Here is a 19607-nt window from a genome sequence, read left to right as displayed (position 1 = left end):
ACTCATTCGCTCCCGCGGCTAGCGTCTGCGAGCGCGTTGGCACCGCCGACGATCTCGCTGATTTCCTGGGTGATCTCGGCCTGACGGGCCGAGTTGGCAAGCCGCGTGAGCGACTTGATGAGCTCTCCCGCGTTGTCGGTCGCGCTCTTCATCGCACGGCGGCGGGCGGCGTGCTCGGAAGCGGCCGACTGCAGCAGCGCGTTGTAGATCCGGCTCTCGACGTACCGCGGCAGCAGCGCGTCCAGCACGCCCTCCGCCGACGGCTCGAAGTCGTACAGCGGGAAGATCTCGTGCTTGGCCTTGGACTCGTCGCTGAGCTCGACCTCGTCCAGCTTCAGCGGCAGCAGCCGGGCGTCCTGCGCCGTCTGCGTCAGCATCGACTCGAACTTGGTCGAGACCAGGTGCAGCTCGTCCACGCCGCCGGTCTCGGCCGTGAAGGCCTCGATCAGCTCGACCGCGACCGCCTTGGCGTCACCGTAGGTCGGCTTGTCGGAGAATCCCGTGTACGAACCCGCCACCCCGAGGTTGCGGAAGTTGTAGTACGAGACGCCCTTGCGACCGACGATGTACGTCACCACGTCCTTGCCCTCGTCGCGGAGCCGCGCGGTGAGCGCGAGCGCCTGCTTGATGGCGTTGGTCGAGTAGCCGCCCGCCAGGCCGCGGTCCGCCGTGATCAGCAGGACGGCGGCCTTGGTGGCGTTCGGGTTCTCGGTGGTGAGCGGGTGCTTGGCGTTGGACCGGGTGGCCACCGCCGTCACCGCCCGGGTGAGCTCATCGGCGTACGGAGTGGAGGCGGCCACCGCGCGCTGCGCCTTGACGATGCGCGACGCGGAGATCATCTCCATCGCCTTGGTGATCTTCTTCGTCGCGGTGACAGAGCGGATCCGGCGCTTGTAGACCCGAAGCTGTGCTCCCATGGGTCGTTACGTCCTTTCCCTCGCTACCGGACTCAGGCCTGCTCGGAGAGCAGCTTGCCGTCAGCCGTGGTGAAGCCCTGCTTGAAGCCCTCGATCGCGGAGGTCAGCGCGTCGATGGTGCCGTCCTCCAGCTTCGAGGTCTCCACGATGCCGGCCAGGATGCCCTTGTGCTCCAGGCGCAGGTGGTCCAGGAACTCGCGCTCGAAGCGGCGGATGTCGGCGACCGGGACGTCGTCCAGCTTGCCGGTGGTGCCGGCCCAGATGGAGACGACCTGCTCCTCGACCGGGAACGGCTGGTACTGGCCCTGCTTCAGCAGCTCGACCATGCGCGCACCGCGCTCCAGCTGGGCCTTGGAGGCCGGGTCCAGGTCGGAACCGAAGGCGGCGAACGCCTCCAGCTCGCGGTACTGGGCCAGGTCCAGGCGCAGGCGGCCGGCGACCGACTTCATGGCCTTGATCTGGGCGGAGCCACCGACGCGGGAGACCGAGATACCGACGTTCACGGCCGGGCGGATGCCGGCGTTGAACAGGTCGGACTCCAGGAAGCACTGGCCGTCGGTGATGGAGATGACGTTGGTCGGGATGTACGCCGAGACGTCGTTGGCCTTGGTCTCGATGATCGGCAGACCGGTCATCGAACCGGCACCCAGCTCGTCGGAGAGCTTGGCGCAGCGCTCCAGCAGGCGGGAGTGCAGGTAGAAGACGTCACCCGGGTAGGCCTCGCGGCCCGGCGGGCGGCGCAGCAGCAGGGAGACGGAGCGGTAGGCCTCGGCCTGCTTCGACAGGTCGTCGAAGATGATCAGGACGTGCTTGCCGTCGTACATCCACTCCTGGCCGATGGCGGAGCCGGTGTACGGGGCCAGGTACTTGAAGCCGGCCGGGTCGGAGGCGGGAGCGGCCACGATGGTGGTGTACTCCAGCGCGCCGGCCTCCTCCAGGGCGCCGCGGACGGACGCGATGGTGGAGCCCTTCTGACCCACGGCGACGTAGATGCAGCGGACCTGCTTCTTCGGGTCGCCCGAGCGCCAGTTGTCGCGCTGGTTGATGATCGTGTCGATCGCCACGGCGGTCTTGCCGGTCTGGCGGTCGCCGATGATCAGCTGGCGCTGGCCGCGGCCGATCGGGGTCATCGCGTCGATGGCCTTGATGCCGGTCTGCATCGGCTCGTGCACCGACTTGCGGACCATGACGCCGGGGGCCTGCAGCTCCAGGGCGCGGCGGCCGGTGGAGGCGATGTCGCCCAGGCCGTCGATCGGGTTGCCCAGCGGGTCCACGACACGGCCGAGGTAGCCGTCGCCGACCGGGACGGAGAGGACCTCGCCGGTGCGCTGCACCGTCTGGCCCTCCTCGATGCCCGAGAACTCACCGAGGATGACGACACCGATCTCGCGGGTGTCGAGGTTGAGCGCGAGGCCGAGGGTGCCGTCCTCGAACTTCAGCAGCTCGTTGGCCATGACCGAGGGCAGGCCCTCGACCTTGGCAATGCCGTCCATGGCCTCGGTGACCGTGCCGACCTCTTCGCGCGCGGCCGCGTCCGGCTGGTACGACTGGACGAAGTCGGCCAGTGCGTCCCGGATCTCCTCCGGACGGATCGTAAGCTCCGCCATCAGGCTTCCCTGCTCTCCTAGTTTGCGATCCTCGGCCCGCCATTGAGGGCCGCAAGTGCTCGACTCTCGGCCGGGTCGGGTGAACCGGCCGTACGTTTTGCCGGCTCACTCGGTGTGAACCGACGCCCGACCGAGGGTCGGATGATGCGTCTGTGCTGTCAGCCTTCGAGGCCCTGGCGCGCAGCCGCCAGGCGGCTCGCGACCGTGCCGTCGATGACCTCGTCACCGATCTGCACCCGGACACCGCCGGCGACCTCGGGGTCGACGTCGATGTTCAGGTGGACCTGGCGGCCGTACAGCCCGGCCAGCGCGGCGCCGAGGCGCTCCTTCTGCCGGTCGGACAGCGGAACGGCGCTGGTGACCAGGGCCACCACACGGCCGCGCCGGGCGGCGGCGAGCTTGGAGTACGCCTCCAGGCCGCCTTCCAGGCTACGACCCCGCGGGTTGGTGACGAGGGCGGTGACCAGGCGGACGGTGCCCGCGTTGGCGCGGCCGCCGAGCAGCTTCTTGATCAGCTCCGCCTTGGCGGCGGTGCCCGCCTTGGGCTCGGTCAGCGCCGCGCGCAGCTCGTGCGAGCCGCCGACGACCCGGCCGAACCGGAACACCTCGTCCTCGACGTCGTCCAGGACCCCGGCCTTGTCGGCGGCGATGACCTCGGCGTACGCGGAGAGCTCCTCCGCCGCGTCCACCAGGTCACGGGCGCCGGACCAGCGGGACCGGACCAGGCCGGAGACCAGGTCGACGGTCTCGCCGGAGACCTGGCCGGACAGCAGCGAGGCGATCAGCTGGGCCTTGTCCTGACCGGACCGCGAGGGGTCGGTCAGGACACGGCGCAGCGACACCTCGCGGTCCAGCAGCGCCGTGACGGCTGCGAGCTCCTCGGCGAGCTTGGCCGCGTCCACCGAGGTGTTGTCGGTCAGGCTCTCCAGGTTCTCCCGGCCGGCGGCCAGGGCCTCACGGCTGGCGCCGATCACTTGGCACCTGCCGCGGCCCCGGCCTTCGCCTCGAGCTCGTCGAGGAAGCGGTCGATCACACCGCTCTGCCGGGCGTGGTCCTCCAGGGACTCACCCACGATGCGGGACGCCAGCTGCGCGGCGAGCGAGCCCACGTCCTGGCGCAGGGCGGCGGACGCCTGCTTCTTGTCGGCCTCGATCTGGGCGTGGCCGGCGGTGACGATGGCCTCGCGCTGACGCTGGCCTTCCTCGCGCATCTCGGCGATCAGGGCAGCGCCCTGCTCCCGGGCGTGCTCGGTGATCCGAGCGGCCTCGTGACGCGCGTCGGCGAGCTCGGCACGGTACTGCTCAAGCAGGGCCTGAGCCTCGGCCTGAGCCACCTCCGCGCGCTCCATGCCGCCCTCGATCGCGTCCCGGCGCTCCTTCAGCACGTGCTCGATGCTGGGGAGGAGCTTCTTGCCGAGGAAGCCGAAGACGATGAAGAAGCAGAGCAGGCCGATGATGACCTCGGGCCATGCGGGCAGCAGGGGGTTCATCTTCTCCCCCTCCTCCGCGAGCTGAGCCGCGATGTTCATATCTGGACCTTCCTCGAAATCGGGCTACGGCAGGGGAATCAGGAGCCGGTGCCGAAGACGAACGGCATGACGATGCCGATCAGGGCGAGCGCCTCGGTCAGCGCGAAGCCGATGAACATGTTGGAGCGGATGAGGCCGGCGGCCTCGGGCTGGCGGGCCATGGCCTGGACACCGTTGCCGAAGATCAGACCGACGCCGATGCCGGGGCCGATCGCGGCGAGACCGTAGCCGACGGAGGCGATGGAACCGGTGAGCTCAGCGAGCTGTGCCATTTCAGCTTGTCCTTTTCAGGGATGTGAACCGGTAGTGGTTGGCCACCGGACGTTGAGGGGTGCGCAGCCGGGGGCTGCGGGGCTCAGTGCGCCTCTTCCAGGGCACCGGCGATGTAGCTGCTGGCCAGCATCACGAAGATGTAGGCCTGCAGGAACTGGACCAGGAGCTCGAAGGCGGTGAGGCCGACGGCCACGATGAACGAGGCGCTGCCGTACAGCGCACCCAGGCTCGGGCTGAGCAGGTACCAGGAGGCGATGGAGAACATCACGATCAGCAGGTGGCCGGCGAACATGTTCGCGAAGGCTCGGACCGCGAGCGTGAAGGGGCGCACGAAGATGTTCGAGAAGAACTCGATCGGCACCAGGATGAACATGACCCAGCCGGGGATGCCCGACGGCCAGCAGAGGTTCTTCAGACCGCCGACGAAGCCGTGCTTCTTGAAGGTCAGGCCCATGTAGGTGACCCAGACGATGCCCGCGAGGCCGGCCGGGAACGCGATCGCCGCCGTCACGGGGAACTGCGCGAACGGGATGATCGACATGATGTTCATCAGCCAGACGAAGAAGAACATCGAGACCAGCATCGGGACGTACTTCTCGCCCTTCTTGCCGATCGTCTCCAGCACGATGCTGCGCTTGACGAAGTCGTAGCCGATCTCGCCGACCAGCTGCAGCTTGCCGGGGACCAGCTTCGGCTTGGCGAAGGCAGCCCAGAAGAACACGACCACCAGCACGGCCACGAAGACCGAGAGCAGCATCGGCTTGTTGAACTCGAAGCTGCCGATGGTGAAGATCGGCTCGAACTGGAACTCGTTCAGGCCGGGAGCGGGGAAACCGCAGCCAGGGTCACTGAAGTGGCAGCTGCCCCCAGAGGCGAGCAAGGTGGGCTCAGCACTCACCACAGACTCCTTCGTCATGACGCATGGTTACGGCAACCTCGGTGTGTCGGCGCGGCCTGCGGCCACGGTGCGGCACTGGAACTTGTTGGATTTCTCGCTGACCCGGCGCGGCGTCAACCACTGCCGCGGGATCTTCGAAGGCTTCGCGGAGCCGGTGGGCGGGGCCGCAACCCGTACTCCGTCGTTGCGACGGACGATAGCAGTCCGTCAGGGGGGCATAAACACCGCCCCCCTCGCGAGGGGGACAGCCCGCCCCGGTCACGGTTGACGCCCCGACTTCGAGTCGTCGTCGGAGTCGTCGTCACCGTTCTGGACGTAATAGATCTTGGCTTTCATCGCACCGCGCACCTGGAATCCGGTCCAGATCAGGACACAGCCGAGCAACGTGAAGCCGAACACCTTGGTGTCGAAGAGTGTCGTGTCCTTGAACACCGCCAGCACGATCGCCACCAGGAGGATCTGTGTCGTGTAGACCAACAGTCCGGCGGCCATGAAGATCTGCGGATTGTTCCTGGTCAGCCGATCGAGTGCGATCTGGCCGGAACTGAAGAACGCCATCACCAACAGGGTGGCGAACAGGGCGCCGACCAATCCCTGGGCCCCGGCAACGGCGGTGGAGATCGCCATGGCGACCACTCCGGCGACCGCAGTGGGGATTGCGGCGCCACGGAGGATCCGGGCGTCGGGGGACGGCATGTCGGCAGCTCCGGCGGCATGTCGGTGTAACGAACGGGGGACTGGCGCAAGGGGGTGCGGCGGGGGAACGCCGCACCGAGAACCTCTGCCCGGGCCGGCCACTCGACGGCGAGCCCGTCGAGGGAGACCGACCGGGGGCGGAAGTCCTCCACCCTGTCAGGTCTTTCGGCGTGTTCTCGGTACTCGTGAACGGTATCACAAACTATTTGATGAGAGCTTTACCATGAACGTGTGGCACCTGTCACACCATAGGCCCAAGGGTGCCGCCGTTCGGGTGAAGCCGTTCGGCCGAGCCCGAGTTGACGGGGGGTCAGCCCTGGCGGTCGGCGTGCGTGCCCACCGAGTGCGCCCCCGAGCCCAGACGGCCCAGCAGGGCCTTGTCCTCGGCCGAGAGTTCGGCCATCGCGGGGGCGCTCTCCTCGGCCGCCCCGGCCGCCGTGGCCGGGCCCTGGACCGCCTCGGCGGCGGCCCGTCCGGTCGGCTCCGCCGCCCCGGCGACCGTGTCGGCCACCCGCGGGACGCCGGCCGTCGAGACGGGCGCGACGGGTTCGGCGGGTGCGGCCGCGGCGACGGGGGCGCCACCGGCGGCGACGGTCGCCCCGGCCGCCGTCGCGCGCTTGCGGTAGCGCGGCGGCACGAAGGCCTGCACGGCCCGCGGCGCGTGCGGACGGAAGCGCGGCATCAGCAGCACCACGATGCCCACCAGGCAGAGCCCGGCCAGCGTCAGCACCACCGTGCGGCCGGTGTTGGTCACCGAGAAGGCCACCGTGCCGAAGGCGATCAGCGCGGCCCAGAAGTACATGATCAGGACGGCCCGGCTGTGCGAGTGCCCGACCTCCAGCAGCCGGTGGTGCAGGTGCTGCTTGTCGGCCGCGAACGGCGACTTGCCGGCCCAGGTGCGGCGCACCACGGCGAGCAGCAGGTCGGCCAGCGGCAGCGCGATGACGGTCAGCGGCAGCAGCAGCGGGATGTAGATCGGCACCAACGCGTGCACGGTGGCGGTCTGCGAACCCGTCCGGTCGGTGATCAGGTCCGGGTCCACGCGGCCGGTGATGGAGATCGCGGCGACGGCCAGCATCAGGCCGAGCATCATCGAGCCCGAGTCGCCCATGAAGATCCGCGCCGGGTGCAGGTTGTGCGGCAGGAAGCCCAGGCACATGCCGATCAGCACGGCGCTGAACAGCGCGGCGGGGGCGGCGTCGTTGATCCCGTACCCCAGCCAGAGCCGGTAGGAGTACAGGAAGAAGGCCATCGCGGCGATGCAGACCATGCCCGCGGCCAGGCCGTCGAGGCCGTCGATGAAGTTCACCGCGTTCACCATGACGACGACCAGCGCGACCGAGATGATCATGCCCTGGGTCGGGGTGACCGCGACCGGGCCGACGCCGGGCACCGGGATCGAGATGACGGTCACGCCCTGCCAGACCATGACGCCGGCGGCGATCATCTGGCCGCCCAGCTTCACCAGGGCGTCCACGCCCCACTTGTCGTCGAGCACGCCGAGCACCCACATGATGCCGACCCCGGACAGCAGCGCCCGGACGTCCGCACTCTGGACGAACAGGCGTCCCAGGGTCGTGAGTTGGGAGGCGGCGAGGAGGCCCGCGCAGAGGCCGCCGAACATCGCGATGCCACCGAGCCGGGGAGTCGGCTCCTGGTGGACGTCGCGGGCGCGCACGGCGGGCATCGCGCCGGCCACGATGGCGAACTTCCGGACCGGACTGACCAGAAGGTAGGTCACCGCGGCGGTGACGAACAGCACCAGGAGATACTCACGCACCACTGGCCTCCTGCGTCACGATCCGACGGTCGAGTACGGAGCGTACTCCCGTGAAAGTCCGGGGTTCGAGGTGCGTTGCCACGCAGCACACCTTATTGATTCGGACGACCGGACGCGTACCGCGGTTCGCCTTCGGGGCCACCCGGGCACCGGGGCCGCCTCAGCCGCGGCCCGCGAAGGCCCGCGCCAGCTCCCGGACCCGGGCGCCGATCCGCGGGTCGGGACCGTCCCTGAGCAGGGTACCGATCAGCGCGCCCACCTCGGCGAGCTCCGGCTCCGCCATCCCCTGCGCGGCCGCCGCCCCGGTGCCCAGCCGGATCCCGGACGTCTCGGTGGGCGGCGCCGGGTCGAAGGGCAGCGCGCACTTGCCGAGCATCAGCCCGGCCGCGGCGCAGCGCCGCTCGGCGTCGAGGCCGCTCAGTCCGAGCGGGCTGACGTCGGCGGTCACCAGGTGGGTGTCGGTGCCGTGGGTCAGCAGGCGGGCGCCCGCGGCGGTGAGCGCCGCGGCCAGGGAGCGCGCCCCGGCCACCGCCCGCCCGATGTAGGCGGTGTACTCCGGGGTGGCGGCCTCGGCCAGCGCCACCGCCTTGGCGGCCACCTCGTTCATCGCCGCGCCGCCCTGGGAGAACGGGAAGACCGCCCGGTCGACCCGGTCGGCCAGCTCGGCGGTGCACAGCAGCAGGCCGCCGCGCGGCCCGCGCAGCAGCTTGTGGGTGACCGCCACGGTGACGTCGGCGTACGGCACCGGGGAGGGCGCGGCGCCGGCCGCCACCAGGCCGATGGTCTGCGCCGCGGAGGCGATCAGGTAGGCGTCGACCTCGTCGGCGATCCGCCGGAACGCGGCCCAGTCCATGTGCCGCGGGTAGGAGATGCCGCCGGCGATGATCGCCTTCGGGCGGTGCCGGAGCGCCAGCTCGCGGACCTGGTCCAGGTCGATCAGCCCGTCGTCCTCGCGCACGCCGTAGCCGACGAACTCGAACCACCGGCCGGAGAAGTTCGCCCGGGAGCCGGCGCTGAGGTGGCCGCCGTGCTCCAGGGACATCGCCAGCACCACGTCCCCGGGCCGCAGCAGCGCCGCGTACGCCGAGAGCATCGCCGAAGTCCCGGACCGGGGCTGGACGTTGGCGTGCGGGGCGGAGAACAGCTGGCGGGCCCGGTCCACCGCGAGCAGCTCGACGGTGTCGGCGGGGGCGCAGCCGGTGTGGTGCCGGCGGCCCGGGTACCCCTCGGCGTACTTGTCCACCAGCGGGCCGGCCAGGGCGGCCAGCACGGCCGGGCTGGCCACGTTCTCGCCGGCCAGCAGCTGGAGGGAGTCGGTCCGCCGCTCGGCCTCGGCGGAGAGCAGGTCGGCGACCAGCGGGTCGGCCCTGCGCAGCGCGTCCGGGACGGTCCAGGATCTCGTGGTTCCGGTGCGGCCTTGCGCGGCATCGGTGACGGACATGGCGGCTCCCGGGCGGCGGCGGGGCAAGGGCCCTTCCAGCGTAGGACCGCCCCCACGGCCCGGCCCGCTCACACGCCTACGATTGGGCCGCCCGGTCGTCCCCGGGGCCGCTGAGGCCCTCCGGGGGCCTCCACGGGCCGGGTGGCGGGCGGGCGGGCGGGCCCGTGCCCCCGGCGGGACCCGCCTCAGTCCTGCGCCGGGATCCCGGTCAGCGCGGTCACCACGGGGTCGAGCGCGTCGTATATCTCGCCCCCGCAGTTCCGGAACATCCCGATCGGCGCGCCGTACGGGTCCCGCAGCTCGTCCGACTCCGGGGTCGCGGCCAGCAGCCACCCGCGCAGCGCCGCCGCGGCCCGGACCAGCGCCCGGGCCCGCTCGGTCACCCGCGCGCCGTCCCGCGGGTCCGGCAGGGTACTGGGGTCGACCCGCCGCACCAGCCGGGTGAACTCCTTCAGCGTGAAGGTCCGCAGGCCCGCGGAGTGGCCCATGGAGATCACCTGGGCGCGGTGGTCCAGGGTGGCGGTGAGCACCAGGTCGGCCTCGATGACGTGCTCGTCGAGCAGCTCGCGGCCCTCGAATCCGGCGCTGTCGGCGCCGTACTCACCGAGGACGGTGGCCGCGTGCGCCTCCATCGGCGCGCCCTCGTGCCCCCAGGTGCCGGCGCTCTCCACGACGATGCGGCCGGCGGCCGCGCCGAGCCGGGCGTCCAGTTCGAGCCGGGTCAGCCGCTCGGCGATGGGCGAGCGGCAGATGTTGCCGGTGCAGACGAAGAGGATCCGGAAGGTGTCCAGCGGACGGGGTGCCACGGCGAGTGCGGAGGGTATGCCGGGTTCCGCACCGTGCAGCGAGGCGGCGGCCGTCAACTGCCGGCCTCCAGGTCCGGAACGACCTCCCTCAGCTGCTCGACGCTGACCGCGCCCGCGCGCAGGACCACCGGAACCTTGCCGGTGACGTCGACGATGGTGGAGGCCGTGGCGAAGTCGGCGGTGCCGCCGTCCAGGTAGATCGCGATGTCCTCGCCGAGCTGGGCCTGGGCCTCGTCGCAGGTGGCCGGCGAGGGGCCGCCGGTCTTGTTGGCGCTGGAGACGGCGAGCGGGCCGGTGGTGTTCAGCAGCTCGATGGCGACCGGGTGCAGCGGCATCCGGACGGCCACCGTGCCGCGGGTCTCGCCGAGGTCCCAGCGCAGCGAGGGCTGGTGCTTGGCGACCAGGGTGAGCCCGCCCGGCCAGAAGGCGTCGACCAGCTCCCAGGCCTGCTCGGAGAAGTCGGTGACCAGGCCGTGCAGGGTGGTCGGGGAGCCCACCAGCACCGGGGAGGGCATGTTGCGGCCGCGGCCCTTGGCGGCCAGCAGCGCGGCCACCGCGTCCGGGGAGAAGGCGTCCGCGCCGACCCCGTACAGGGTGTCGGTCGGCAGCACGACGAGCTCGCCACGGCGGATCGCCGTGGCGGCCTCGCGCAGACCACTGGCGCGGTCCCCGGCGTCGGAGCAGTCGTAACGGCGGCTCATCGGTGCAGTCCCCTTCCGAAAGTCACAGCGAAGCCGTTCGGGCCGTGGTGGGTCACAGCGACGCCTTGCGCGCCGTGGTGAACCTCGGCCGGTTGTTCAGGTCCCGGTGGTCGGCCGCGTCGGTCCAGCCGGACTCCTCGCGGAAGATCCACGGGACCTGCCCGCCCTGGGTGTCGGCGTGCTCGATCACCACCGCGCCGCCCGGACGCAGCAGCCGGGCCGCGACCCGCTCGATGCGGCGGATGGTGTCCAGGCCGTCCTCGCCGCTGAACAGGGCGATCTGCGGGTCGTGGTCGCGCGCCTCGGGCGCGACGTACTCCCACTCGGTGAGCGGGATGTACGGCGGGTTGCTGATCACCAGGTCGAAGCGGCCGTCCCAGGAGCGGTCGCCCTCGAAGGCCCGGGTGGCGTCGCCCTCGTGCAGGGTGACCCGGGCGCGGTCCGGGCTGGCCGCGATGTTGCGGCGGGTGTAGGGCAGCGCGCCCTCGTCCAGCTCGAAGGCGTGCACGGTGGAGCGCGGCAGCTCCTGGGCGAGCGCCAGGGCGATCGCCCCGGAGCCGGTGCACAGGTCGACCACCAGCGGCTCGGCGACGTCCATGTCGCGGACGGCGTTTATGGCCCACTCGACGACCGACTCGGTCTCCGGGCGCGGCACGAACACCCCGGGGCCGACCTCCAGCTCCAGGTAGCGGAAGAAGGCCCGGCCGGTGATGTGCTGCAGCGGCTCGCGGGCCTCGCGGCGGGCGATGGCCTCCCAGTACCGGGCGTCGAAGTCCGCGTCCGCGACCGTGTGCAGCTGGCTGCGCTTGACGTCGTGGATGTACGCCGCGAGCTCCTCCGCGTCGAAGCGCGGCGACGGCACACCGGCCGCGGCCAGCCGCTGGGTGGCCTGGGCCACCTCGGCGAGCAGCAGGTTCATCCGTGCGACCCCTTCAGGCTCAGTTCTCCTGCGCGGCGGCCAGCTTGGCAGCCGCGTCGGCGTCCACGCAGGACTGGATCACCGCGTTCAGGTCGCCGTCCAGGATCTGGTCCAGGTTGTACGACTTGAAGCCGGTGCGGTGGTCCGAGAGGCGGTTCTCCGGGTAGTTGTACGTCCGGATCCGCTCCGAGCGGTCCACCGTGCGGACCTGGCTGCGGCGGGCGTCCGAGGCCTCCCGCTCGGCCTCCTCCTGCGCGGCGGCCAGCAGCCGGGAACGCAGGATCCGCATGGCCTGCTCCTTGTTCTGCAGCTGGCTCTTCTCGTTCTGGCAGGAGGCCACGATACCGGTCGGCAGGTGGGTGATCCGGACCGCGGAGTCGGTGGTGTTGACCGACTGGCCGCCGGGGCCGGAGGAGCGGTAGACGTCGATCCGCAGGTCGTTGGCGTGGACCTCGACCTCGACCTCCTCGGCCTCCGGGGTGACCAGCACGCCGGCGGCGGAGGTGTGGATGCGGCCCTGGGACTCGGTGGCCGGGACGCGCTGCACGCGGTGCACGCCCCCCTCGTACTTCAGCCGGGCCCAGACGCCCCGGCCGGGCTCGCCGGCCCCCTTGGTCTTCACGGCGACGGAGACGTCCTTGTAGCCGCCGAGGTCGGACTCGTTGGAGTCGATGATCTCGGTCTTCCAGCCCACCCGCTCGGCGAAGCGCAGGTACATCCGGAGCAGGTCGCCGGCGAACAGCGCGGACTCCTCGCCGCCCTCGCCCGCCTTGATCTCCAGGATGACGTCCTTGTCGTCGCTCGGGTCGCGCGGCACCAGCAGCAGCCGCAGCTCCTCGGTCAGCTCGTCGCGGCGGGCCTCGGCGGACTTCGCCTCGGCGAGGAACTCCGGGTCCTCGGCGGCGAATTCGCGAGCGGCCTCGATGTCCTCGCCGGCCTGGCGCCAGGCCAGGTAGGTGCGGGTGATCGGGGTGAGTTCGGCGTAGCGCTTGGCGAGCTTGCGGGCGTTGGCCTGGTCGGCGTGGACCGACGGGTCGGCCAGCCGCTTCTCGAGGGCACCATGCTCGGTCACGAGCTCTTCGACTGCCTCGAACATGGGTGGGCCTGCTTCCCGGGTGGACTGGACGGGTGGGGGCGAGTGGCGGGTGGAACCGCGTGGCGTGCGGGGAGACGCGAACGGCGCCGGCCCCCCGGCGCCCCCGTGCACACGGGGACGCCGGAGACCGGCGCCGCGGAAGCGCTAGGCCTTGTTGCCGCTGTGCTTCTTGCCGAAGCGGGCCTCGAAGCGGGCCACGCGGCCACCGGTGTCCAGAATCTTCTGCTTGCCGGTGTAGAACGGGTGGCACTGCGAGCAGACCTCGGCGCGGATCTCGCCGCTGGTCTCCGTCGAGCGGGTGGTGAACTCGGCGCCGCAGGTGCAGGTCACCTTGGTGACCACGTACTCGGGGTGAACGTTGGGCTTCAAGGGGTTCTCCTAAGGATCGGGAGGGCGCCGGGTCGGCAGCGGGCCGCTGCACGTGAACCGGGACCGACGGACCAGTGTGCCAGTTCTGGCCGCTTCTTCCCAAACCGGGGGGCGGGGGTCGTTATTCCGCGCCCCGGCCGCCGGTCTCGGTGGCCCCGGGGGTCCGGGCGACGGCCCCGGTGGCGGTCGGGGCGGCGGTCGGCGTCCTGGAGGCGGCGGCGCCGGCGGGCCCGGCGGAGGGGCCTGGGGAGGGCCTGCCGGAGGGGCTCCCGGCGGCCTGGGCCGGGTTGGACGGCTGCGCGGTGACCACGGCCTGCGGGACGGCCTGGTCGGTCCGCAGGGCGGCCCACAGCCGGGCGGCGTCCGGGTTGCGCTCCACCACCCGGTTGGGGTCGCCGGGCGCCGTGGCCACCGGCAGGGTGACCATGGTCAGCTGCTGCGGGCCGATGCCCCGCAGGGTGGAGGCGAGGCCGACCAGGGAGCTCACCGAGGCCAGGTCGGAGTCGGTGGTGATGCTCCGGGTGAGCCGGTCGGCCACCGGCCAGAACCGGGTCGGGTTGGAGGTGAGCCCGAGCGAGCCGACCCGGGTCATGATCGAGCGGATCATCTGCTTCTGCAGTTCGATCCGCCCGAGGTCGCTGCCGTCGCCGACGCCGTGCCGGGTGCGGACGAAGGCCAGCGCCTCGGCCCCGCCCAGGTGGTGGGCGCCGGCCGACAGGTGGAGGCCGCTGTCCTGGTCGTCGATGGGCACGGTGGTGGTGACGTCCACGCCGCCGAGGGCGTCGATCAGCCCGGCGAACCCGGCGAAGTCGATCTCCACGAAGTGGTCCATCCGCATCCCGGTGAGCTGCTCGGCGGTCGCCACCGCGCAGGCCGGGCCGCCGACCTCGAAGGCGGAGTTGTACATCACGCCCCGGGCGGCCGGCACGGTCTTCCCGTCCGGCCCGGTGCAGGCCGGCCGGGCCACCAGGGTGTCCCGCGGGACGGAGACCACCGCGGCCCGGGCGTGGTCCTGGCTGACGTGCACCACCATCGCGGTGTCCGAGCGGGCGGTGCCGCCGGAGGCCCCGCCGGCGAGGTTGCGGTTGTCGCCGGCCCGGGAGTCCGAGCCGAGCACCAGCAGGTTGAACGAGCCGTCGGTGGAGGCGGGCGGGCGGGCGCTGCCGAGCTGCCCGTCGATGTCCACGCTCTTCAGGTTCCCGTTGAGCTTCCAGTACGCGAGGCCGGCCGTGGCGAGGCCGGCCAGCAGCAGGCCGGCCAGGGTGAGGACGGCGATGCGCACCACCCGGGCGCGGCGGCTGCGGACCTTCCGGGGACCGGCCATGGCGCCTCATTCCCGAGGAGTCCCGAGGAATCGGACTTTCCGAGCATAAGGGACACCCGTCCTGCCGACCGGTCGCAGGGGAACGGCCCTCTCCCGGGCCCCCAGCGGGCACACCGCCGGGGTCACTGCGGGCGACCACCGGGCCGCCCACCGGCCCCCGGCGCGGGACCCCGGGAACGCCGGAGGCCCCGGACCGCGGGTGCGGTCCGGGGCCTCCTGGGCCGATGCCGGGTCAGTCGCCCGAACCGGGGGTGGTCTTGGCGATCTGCATCAGGAACTCGGCGTTGCTCTTGGTCTGCTTCATCTTGTCCAGGAGCAGCTCCATCGCCTGCTGCGAGTCGAGCGCGTGCAGCACCCGGCGGAGCTTCCAGACGATCGCCAGCTCCTCGTTGCCGAGCAGGATCTCCTCCTTGCGGGTGCCGGAGGCGTCCACGTCGACGGAGGGGAAGATGCGCTTGTCCGAGAGCTTCCGGTCGAGCTTGAGCTCCATGTTGCCGGTGCCCTTGAACTCCTCGAAGATCACCTCGTCCATCCGCGAGCCGGTCTCGACCAGCGCGGTGGCCAGGATGGTCAGCGAGCCGCCGTTCTCGATGTTGCGCGCGGCACCGAAGAACTTCTTCGGCGGGTACAGCGCGGTCGAGTCGACACCACCGGACAGGATGCGGCCGGAGGCGGGCGCCGCCAGGTTGTAGGCGCGGCCCAGGCGGGTGATCGAGTCGAGCAGGATCACCACGTCGTGGCCCAGCTCCACCAGGCGCTTGGCCCGCTCGATGGCGAGCTCGGCGACGGTGGTGTGGTCCTCGGCCGGGCGGTCGAAGGTCGAGGAGATGACCTCGCCCTTCACCGACCGCTGCATGTCGGTGACCTCTTCCGGACGCTCGTCGACCAGGACGACCATCAGGTGGCACTCGGGGTTGTTGTGGGTGATCGCGTTGGCGATCGCCTGCATGATCATCGTCTTGCCGGTCTTCGGCGGGGCGACGATCAGACCGCGCTGGCCCTTGCCGATCGGCGACACCAGGTCGATGATCCGCGTGGTCAGCACACCCGGGTCGGTCTCCAGGCGCAGGCGCTCCTGCGGGTACAGCGGGGTCAGCTTGCCGAACTCGGGGCGGCCGCGGCCGCTGTCCGGGTCCATGCCGTTGACCGAGTCCAGGCGGACCAGCGCGTTGAACTTCTCGCGGCGCTCGCCGTCCCGCGGCTGGCGGACGGCGCCGGTGATGGCGTCGCCCTTGCGCAGGCCGTGCTTGCGGACCTGGGCCAGCGAGACGTAGACGTCGTTCTGGCCCGGCAGGTAGCCGGAGGTCCGGACGAACGCGTAGTTGTCGAGGATGTCCAGGATGCCCGCGACCGGGATCAGGACGTCGTCGTCGGCGAGCTGCACCTCGGGGCCGGCGCCCTCGAAGCCCTCGCGGCGACGGCCGCGACGGTCACGGTAGCGGCCGCGACGGCCGCGACGGCCCTCGCCGAACTCGTCGTCGTCGAACCCACCGGCCTGCTGCTGGCCGGCCGGCTGGGCGCCGCCCTGACGGGCCGGCTGGCCGCCGTCCTGGCCGCCGCCCTGCGGCTGGCCGCCCTGGCGGTCGGCACGGTCGCGCTCGCGGCGGTTGCGGCGGTCGCGACGCGACTCGCGCGTCTCGCCGTCGCCGGCCTCGCCGCCCTCGACGGGGGCCTCGCGGCGGTCACGGCGGTCACGGCGGTCACGGCGGTCGGTCCGGGCGTCGCCCTCGAAGGAGCCGCGCTCGTTCTGCTTGGCCTCCGCCTTGGCCTCGGCGGCCGGGGCGGCCGGCTGCTCGGCGGCGGCGGCCTCGGCGGTCGGGGCGCCGGCGGCCGAGGTGGCCCGGCGACGGGTCCGCTCGGCCCGGGCCGGCACGGCGGCGGTCTCGGCCGCGGCCTGCACCGGGATCTCGATCTGCGCCTGCGGCTGCGGCTCGGTGGCCGCGGCGGTACGGCTGCGGCGGGTCCGCGGCGCGGGGGCCTCGGCGGCCTCGGCCGGAGCGGCTGGCTGCTCGGTGGCCGCCGGCTCGGCGGCCGCGGCCTTGGTGGCCCGCTTGGCGGCGGGCGCGGCGGGCGCGGTGCCGCCGGCGAGCAGCGGGTCCCCGCCGCTCTTCTCCTTGATGGCCTCGATCAGCTGGCTCTTGCGCATGCGTCCGGTACCGCTGATTCCGAGGGTCGAGGCGAGCTTCTGCAGCTCGGCCAGGACCAGGCCGTCCAGGCCCGCGGCGGCGGTGCGGCGGCGCCGCGCCGGGGCCGCGGGGGCGGCGGCTGCGTCCGACGCTTCCGCGTCCGGACGCGCGCCCATCAGATCGGTGGTGTCGCTCACTAAGGGTCCTTCCCTGGAGCGGACGTCGGCCTGTCTGGCTCGGCGACCGGTTGTGCTGTCCTGACCAACGTCTGTTCGCGCTGGTCCGAGGCGGGATTCCCCCGAAAGGCTGACCGTTCGGGAGAGCTGCGAAGTGCGGTGCACTGTGGTGCGAAGTGGCGCGACGGCCGGTCTCGTGCCGACCCCGCTGCGCCTGTGATACCCGGGCCCCCGTCGTGCGGCGGTCCTCGGGCCCACCCGTCCGTGCCTCAGCGAGGCTGCGGGTGGGGGTGGGGGTCTGGTGCCGTCACGGCTTCGGGATGCGCCGCAATCGCGCAGGCAGGCTGCGTACGCGCTGTGGTGGGCTCCCGGAGAATCGTGGTCCCGTGCTTCCGGACCTCACCAGAGCGAGGCTTCGGGATCGGGACGCGTCGCACCGGGCCCCGGAGGGCATCTGGTGCAGCAATGAGGTTAACACTACCGACCCCCTGACACATTCCCCAGCCCCGTCCTTGTCAATCGTGTCCGTCTCACATGTCGAGTGGGAGGACGGACGCACCGGTGCGGTCGACCGACAACCGGTGGGTGGCGAAGGACGGACCGGCGAAGTTGGCGACCTTGTCGGCGCCCGCCTCGTCGGTCAGGGCGAGGACGGTCGGTCCGGCGCCGGAGATGACCGCCGGGACGCCCTCGGCGCGCAGCGCGGCCACCAGGGCGGCGCTGTCCGGCATGGCGGAGGCGCGGTAGTCCTGGTGCAGGCGGTCCTCGGTGGCGGTGAGCAGCAGCTCGGGGCGGCGGGTCAGTGCCTCGACCAGCAGCGCGGCGCGGCCGGCGTTCACCGCGGCGTCGCCCAGCGGGACGGTCTTGGGCAGCAGGCCGCGGGCGGTCTCGGTGAGCACCTCGGTGCTCGGGATGAACACCACCGGGACGACCCGGTCGGAGGGCTCCAGGGTGACGGCCCGGGCCACCGAGAGGTCCTGGCCGACGCCCTCCTCGGTCCAGGCCACGGTGAAGTTGCCGCGCAGGCAGGCGGCGACGTTGTCGGGGTGGCCCTCCAGCTCGGAGGCGAGGGCCAGCAGGTCGTCGTCGTCCAGCGCCGAGGCGCCGCCGATGGTGACGGCCCGGGCGGCGACGATGCCGGCGCAGATGGCGGCCGAGGAGGAACCGAGGCCGCGGCCGTGCGGTATCCGGTTGGCGCAGACCACTTCGAGGCCGCGCGGCTGGCCGCCGAGGCGGTCGAAGGCGGCGCGCATCGAGCGGACCACCAGGTGGCGTTCGTCACGGGCCAGGCTGTCGGCCCCCTCGCCGGCGATGTCGACCGAGAGGCCGGAGTCGCTGACCCGGACCACGACGTCGTCGTACAGGCTCAGGGCGAGTCCGAAGGCGTCGAAGCCGGGGCCGAGGTTGGCGCTGGTCGCGGGGACCCGGACCCGGACGGCGGCGGCACGGAACGCGGGACCGGCCATGCGGTGAACTCTCCTGGGGAGTGAGGGAGGCCCCACAACGGGCCAGCAGCGGTACGGCGGCGGGGGCTCGACTGCGCACGCTGACGGAAGGCGCGACCCGCCGGAATCCAGGGTATCGAAGACAGGTTCCCCAGCGGTACACCCGACTCCTCTCCGATCCCCCGTGTTGCCGACAGTGGCCGGAAACAGCGCGGAACGCACGCCGGGATCGGGTGGGGAATTGACATGAGGGGCGGTACCGCGGAGGGGTGGCGGGCCGACCCCCGAAAGGGTCGGCCCGCAGGTTGACGCGTCGTCAGCCGGGCGTCGGCCGGCCGTCAGTCGAGCAGGCCGAGGCTGCGGGCGGCGGCCTCGGGGTCGATCGGGACGATCTGCGGCTGCGGTGCGCCGGCCACCGCCCAGTCCGGGTCCTTGAGGCCGTTGCCGGTCACGGTGCAGACGATCCGCTGGCCGGGATCGACCAGGCCCGCCTCGGCCTTGGCCAGCAGGCCGGCCACCGAGGCGGCCGAGGCCGGCTCCACGAAGACTCCCTCACGGGACGCCAGCATCCGGTAGGCGGCGAGGATCTGACGGTCCGTCACCTTGTCGATGAGGCCGCCGGAGTCGTCCCGCGCGGCGAGCGCCTGCTCCCAGGAGGCGGGGTTGCCGATCCGGATCGCGGTGGCGATGGTCTGCGGCTTGAGCACCGGGGCGCCGTCCACGATCGGGGCGGAGCCGGAGGCCTGGAAGCCCCACATCCGGGGGGTGCGGGAGGCCAGGCCGTCGGCCGCGTACTCCCGGTAGCCCTTCCAGTAGGCGGTGATGTTGCCCGCGTTGCCCACCGGCAGGACGTGGATGTCCGGGGCGTCGCCGAGCATGTCGACGATTTCGAAGGCGGCGGTCTTCTGGCCCTCGATCCGCACCGGGTTCACCGAATTGACCAGCGCCACCGGGTACTTCTCGGACAGTTCACGCGCCAGGGTGAGGCAGTCGTCGAAGTTGCCGTCCACCTGCAGGATCCGGGCGCCGTGCACCAGCGCCTGGCCCATCTTGCCGAGTGCGATCTTGCCCTGCGGGACCAGCACGGCGGACACCATGCCGGCCCGCACCGCGTACGCGGCGGCGGAGGCGGAGGTGTTGCCGGTGGAGGCGCAGATGACCGCCTGGGCGCCCGCCTCCTTGGCCTTGGAGATGGCCATCGTCATCCCGCGGTCCTTGAAGGAGCCGGTCGGGTTGGCACCCTCGACCTTGAGGTAGACCTCACAGCCGGTGCGCTCGGAGAGCACCTGGGCGGGCACCAGGGGCGTCCCGCCCTCGAGGAGGGTGACCACGGGCGTGGTGTCGCTGACCGGCAGACGGTCGCGGTACTCCTCGATGAGACCGCGCCACTGGTGGGTGTGGGCTGCGGATCGCCCACTCGCCTCCGGGCGCTCCTGACCCGACGCCGACGCTCCTCGCTCCGGCACTCGCTGCGCTCCCTTGTCGCTCGTCACTTTCGGCGTCGG

18 protein-coding genes are annotated in these 19607 nt (G+C 72.0%); all 18 read right to left on the bottom strand.

All coding sequences use genetic code 11. The annotated features are described in order from the left end of the window. Positions 1-2 precede the first annotated feature (2 nt). On the bottom strand, positions 3-917 hold the full coding sequence (locus ABWK59_RS22075) for a F0F1 ATP synthase subunit gamma (protein ID WP_354642341.1): 915 nt from the start codon (positions 915-917) through the stop codon (positions 3-5). A 32-nt stretch (positions 918-949) separates the two neighbouring features. Then, complete coding sequence (gene atpA / locus ABWK59_RS22070) at positions 950-2524, bottom strand: F0F1 ATP synthase subunit alpha (RefSeq protein ID WP_354642340.1); 1575 nt, start codon at positions 2522-2524, stop codon at positions 950-952. Positions 2525-2682: 158 nt separating this feature from the next. Then, positions 2683-3498, bottom strand: coding sequence for a F0F1 ATP synthase subunit delta (locus ABWK59_RS22065; RefSeq protein ID WP_354642339.1), 816 nt, complete (start codon positions 3496-3498; stop codon positions 2683-2685). Continuing rightward, entirely contained in the window at positions 3495-4052 is a 558-nt protein-coding gene (locus tag ABWK59_RS22060; protein WP_354642338.1) for a F0F1 ATP synthase subunit B, read from the bottom strand. Before ABWK59_RS22060 ends, ABWK59_RS22065 begins: the two co-directional genes overlap by 4 nt. Before the next feature lie 38 nt (positions 4053-4090). Next, complete coding sequence (atpE, locus tag ABWK59_RS22055) at positions 4091-4324, bottom strand: ATP synthase F0 subunit C (RefSeq protein ID WP_057226856.1); 234 nt, start codon at positions 4322-4324, stop codon at positions 4091-4093. A gap of 83 nt (positions 4325-4407) precedes the next feature. Continuing rightward, complete coding sequence (gene atpB, locus ABWK59_RS22050) at positions 4408-5241, bottom strand: F0F1 ATP synthase subunit A (protein ID WP_354642337.1); 834 nt, start codon at positions 5239-5241, stop codon at positions 4408-4410. Positions 5242-5481: 240 nt separating this feature from the next. Beyond that, positions 5482-5919 (bottom strand): hypothetical protein, encoded by a 438-nt coding sequence (locus ABWK59_RS22045; RefSeq protein WP_354642336.1) that lies wholly within the window; start codon positions 5917-5919, stop codon positions 5482-5484. Positions 5920-6229: 310 nt separating this feature from the next. After that, positions 6230-7699, bottom strand: a complete 1470-nt coding sequence (locus ABWK59_RS22040; protein ID WP_354642335.1) for an MraY family glycosyltransferase — start codon at positions 7697-7699, stop codon at positions 6230-6232. A 160-nt stretch (positions 7700-7859) separates the two neighbouring features. Next, entirely contained in the window at positions 7860-9140 is a 1281-nt protein-coding gene (gene glyA, locus ABWK59_RS22035) for a serine hydroxymethyltransferase (RefSeq protein WP_354642334.1), read from the bottom strand. Between the two features lie 185 nt (positions 9141-9325). Further along, positions 9326-9946, bottom strand: coding sequence for a protein-tyrosine-phosphatase (locus tag ABWK59_RS22030; RefSeq protein ID WP_354642333.1), 621 nt, complete (start codon positions 9944-9946; stop codon positions 9326-9328). Between the two features lie 53 nt (positions 9947-9999). Next, positions 10000-10647 carry an L-threonylcarbamoyladenylate synthase gene (locus ABWK59_RS22025; protein WP_354642332.1) on the bottom strand — a complete coding sequence of 216 codons (648 nt, stop codon included), beginning with the start codon at positions 10645-10647 and terminating at the stop codon, positions 10000-10002. 52 nt (positions 10648-10699) lie between these two features. After that, positions 10700-11566 carry a peptide chain release factor N(5)-glutamine methyltransferase gene (gene prmC / locus ABWK59_RS22020; RefSeq protein ID WP_354642331.1) on the bottom strand — a complete coding sequence of 289 codons (867 nt, stop codon included), beginning with the start codon at positions 11564-11566 and terminating at the stop codon, positions 10700-10702. 19 nt (positions 11567-11585) lie between these two features. Next, positions 11586-12662, bottom strand: coding sequence for a peptide chain release factor 1 (prfA, locus tag ABWK59_RS22015; RefSeq protein WP_354642330.1), 1077 nt, complete (start codon positions 12660-12662; stop codon positions 11586-11588). 144 nt (positions 12663-12806) lie between these two features. Continuing rightward, positions 12807-13031 carry a 50S ribosomal protein L31 gene (gene rpmE, locus ABWK59_RS22010; protein ID WP_354642329.1) on the bottom strand — a complete coding sequence of 75 codons (225 nt, stop codon included), beginning with the start codon at positions 13029-13031 and terminating at the stop codon, positions 12807-12809. A gap of 121 nt (positions 13032-13152) precedes the next feature. Further along, the gene (locus ABWK59_RS22005) at positions 13153-14355 is read right to left on the bottom strand and encodes an LCP family protein (RefSeq protein WP_354642328.1); all 1203 of its coding nucleotides are present in this window, start codon (positions 14353-14355) and stop codon (positions 13153-13155) included. Positions 14356-14587: 232 nt separating this feature from the next. Continuing rightward, a complete protein-coding gene (gene rho, locus ABWK59_RS22000) occupies positions 14588-16678 on the bottom strand; it encodes a transcription termination factor Rho (protein WP_354642327.1) in 2091 nt (696 codons plus the stop codon). 509 nt (positions 16679-17187) lie between these two features. Beyond that, positions 17188-18123, bottom strand: coding sequence for a homoserine kinase (gene thrB / locus ABWK59_RS21995; RefSeq protein ID WP_354642326.1), 936 nt, complete (start codon positions 18121-18123; stop codon positions 17188-17190). A 317-nt stretch (positions 18124-18440) separates the two neighbouring features. Beyond that, the gene (gene thrC, locus ABWK59_RS21990; protein ID WP_354645057.1) at positions 18441-19478 is read right to left on the bottom strand and encodes a threonine synthase; all 1038 of its coding nucleotides are present in this window, start codon (positions 19476-19478) and stop codon (positions 18441-18443) included. Positions 19479-19607 lie beyond the last annotated feature (129 nt).

Origin of the sequence: Kitasatospora sp. HUAS MG31 (assembly GCF_040571325.1) — a bacterium.
GTDB lineage: Bacteria > Actinomycetota > Actinomycetes > Streptomycetales > Streptomycetaceae > Kitasatospora > Kitasatospora camelliae.
This window is presented reverse-complemented; position numbering and strand designations above follow the sequence as displayed.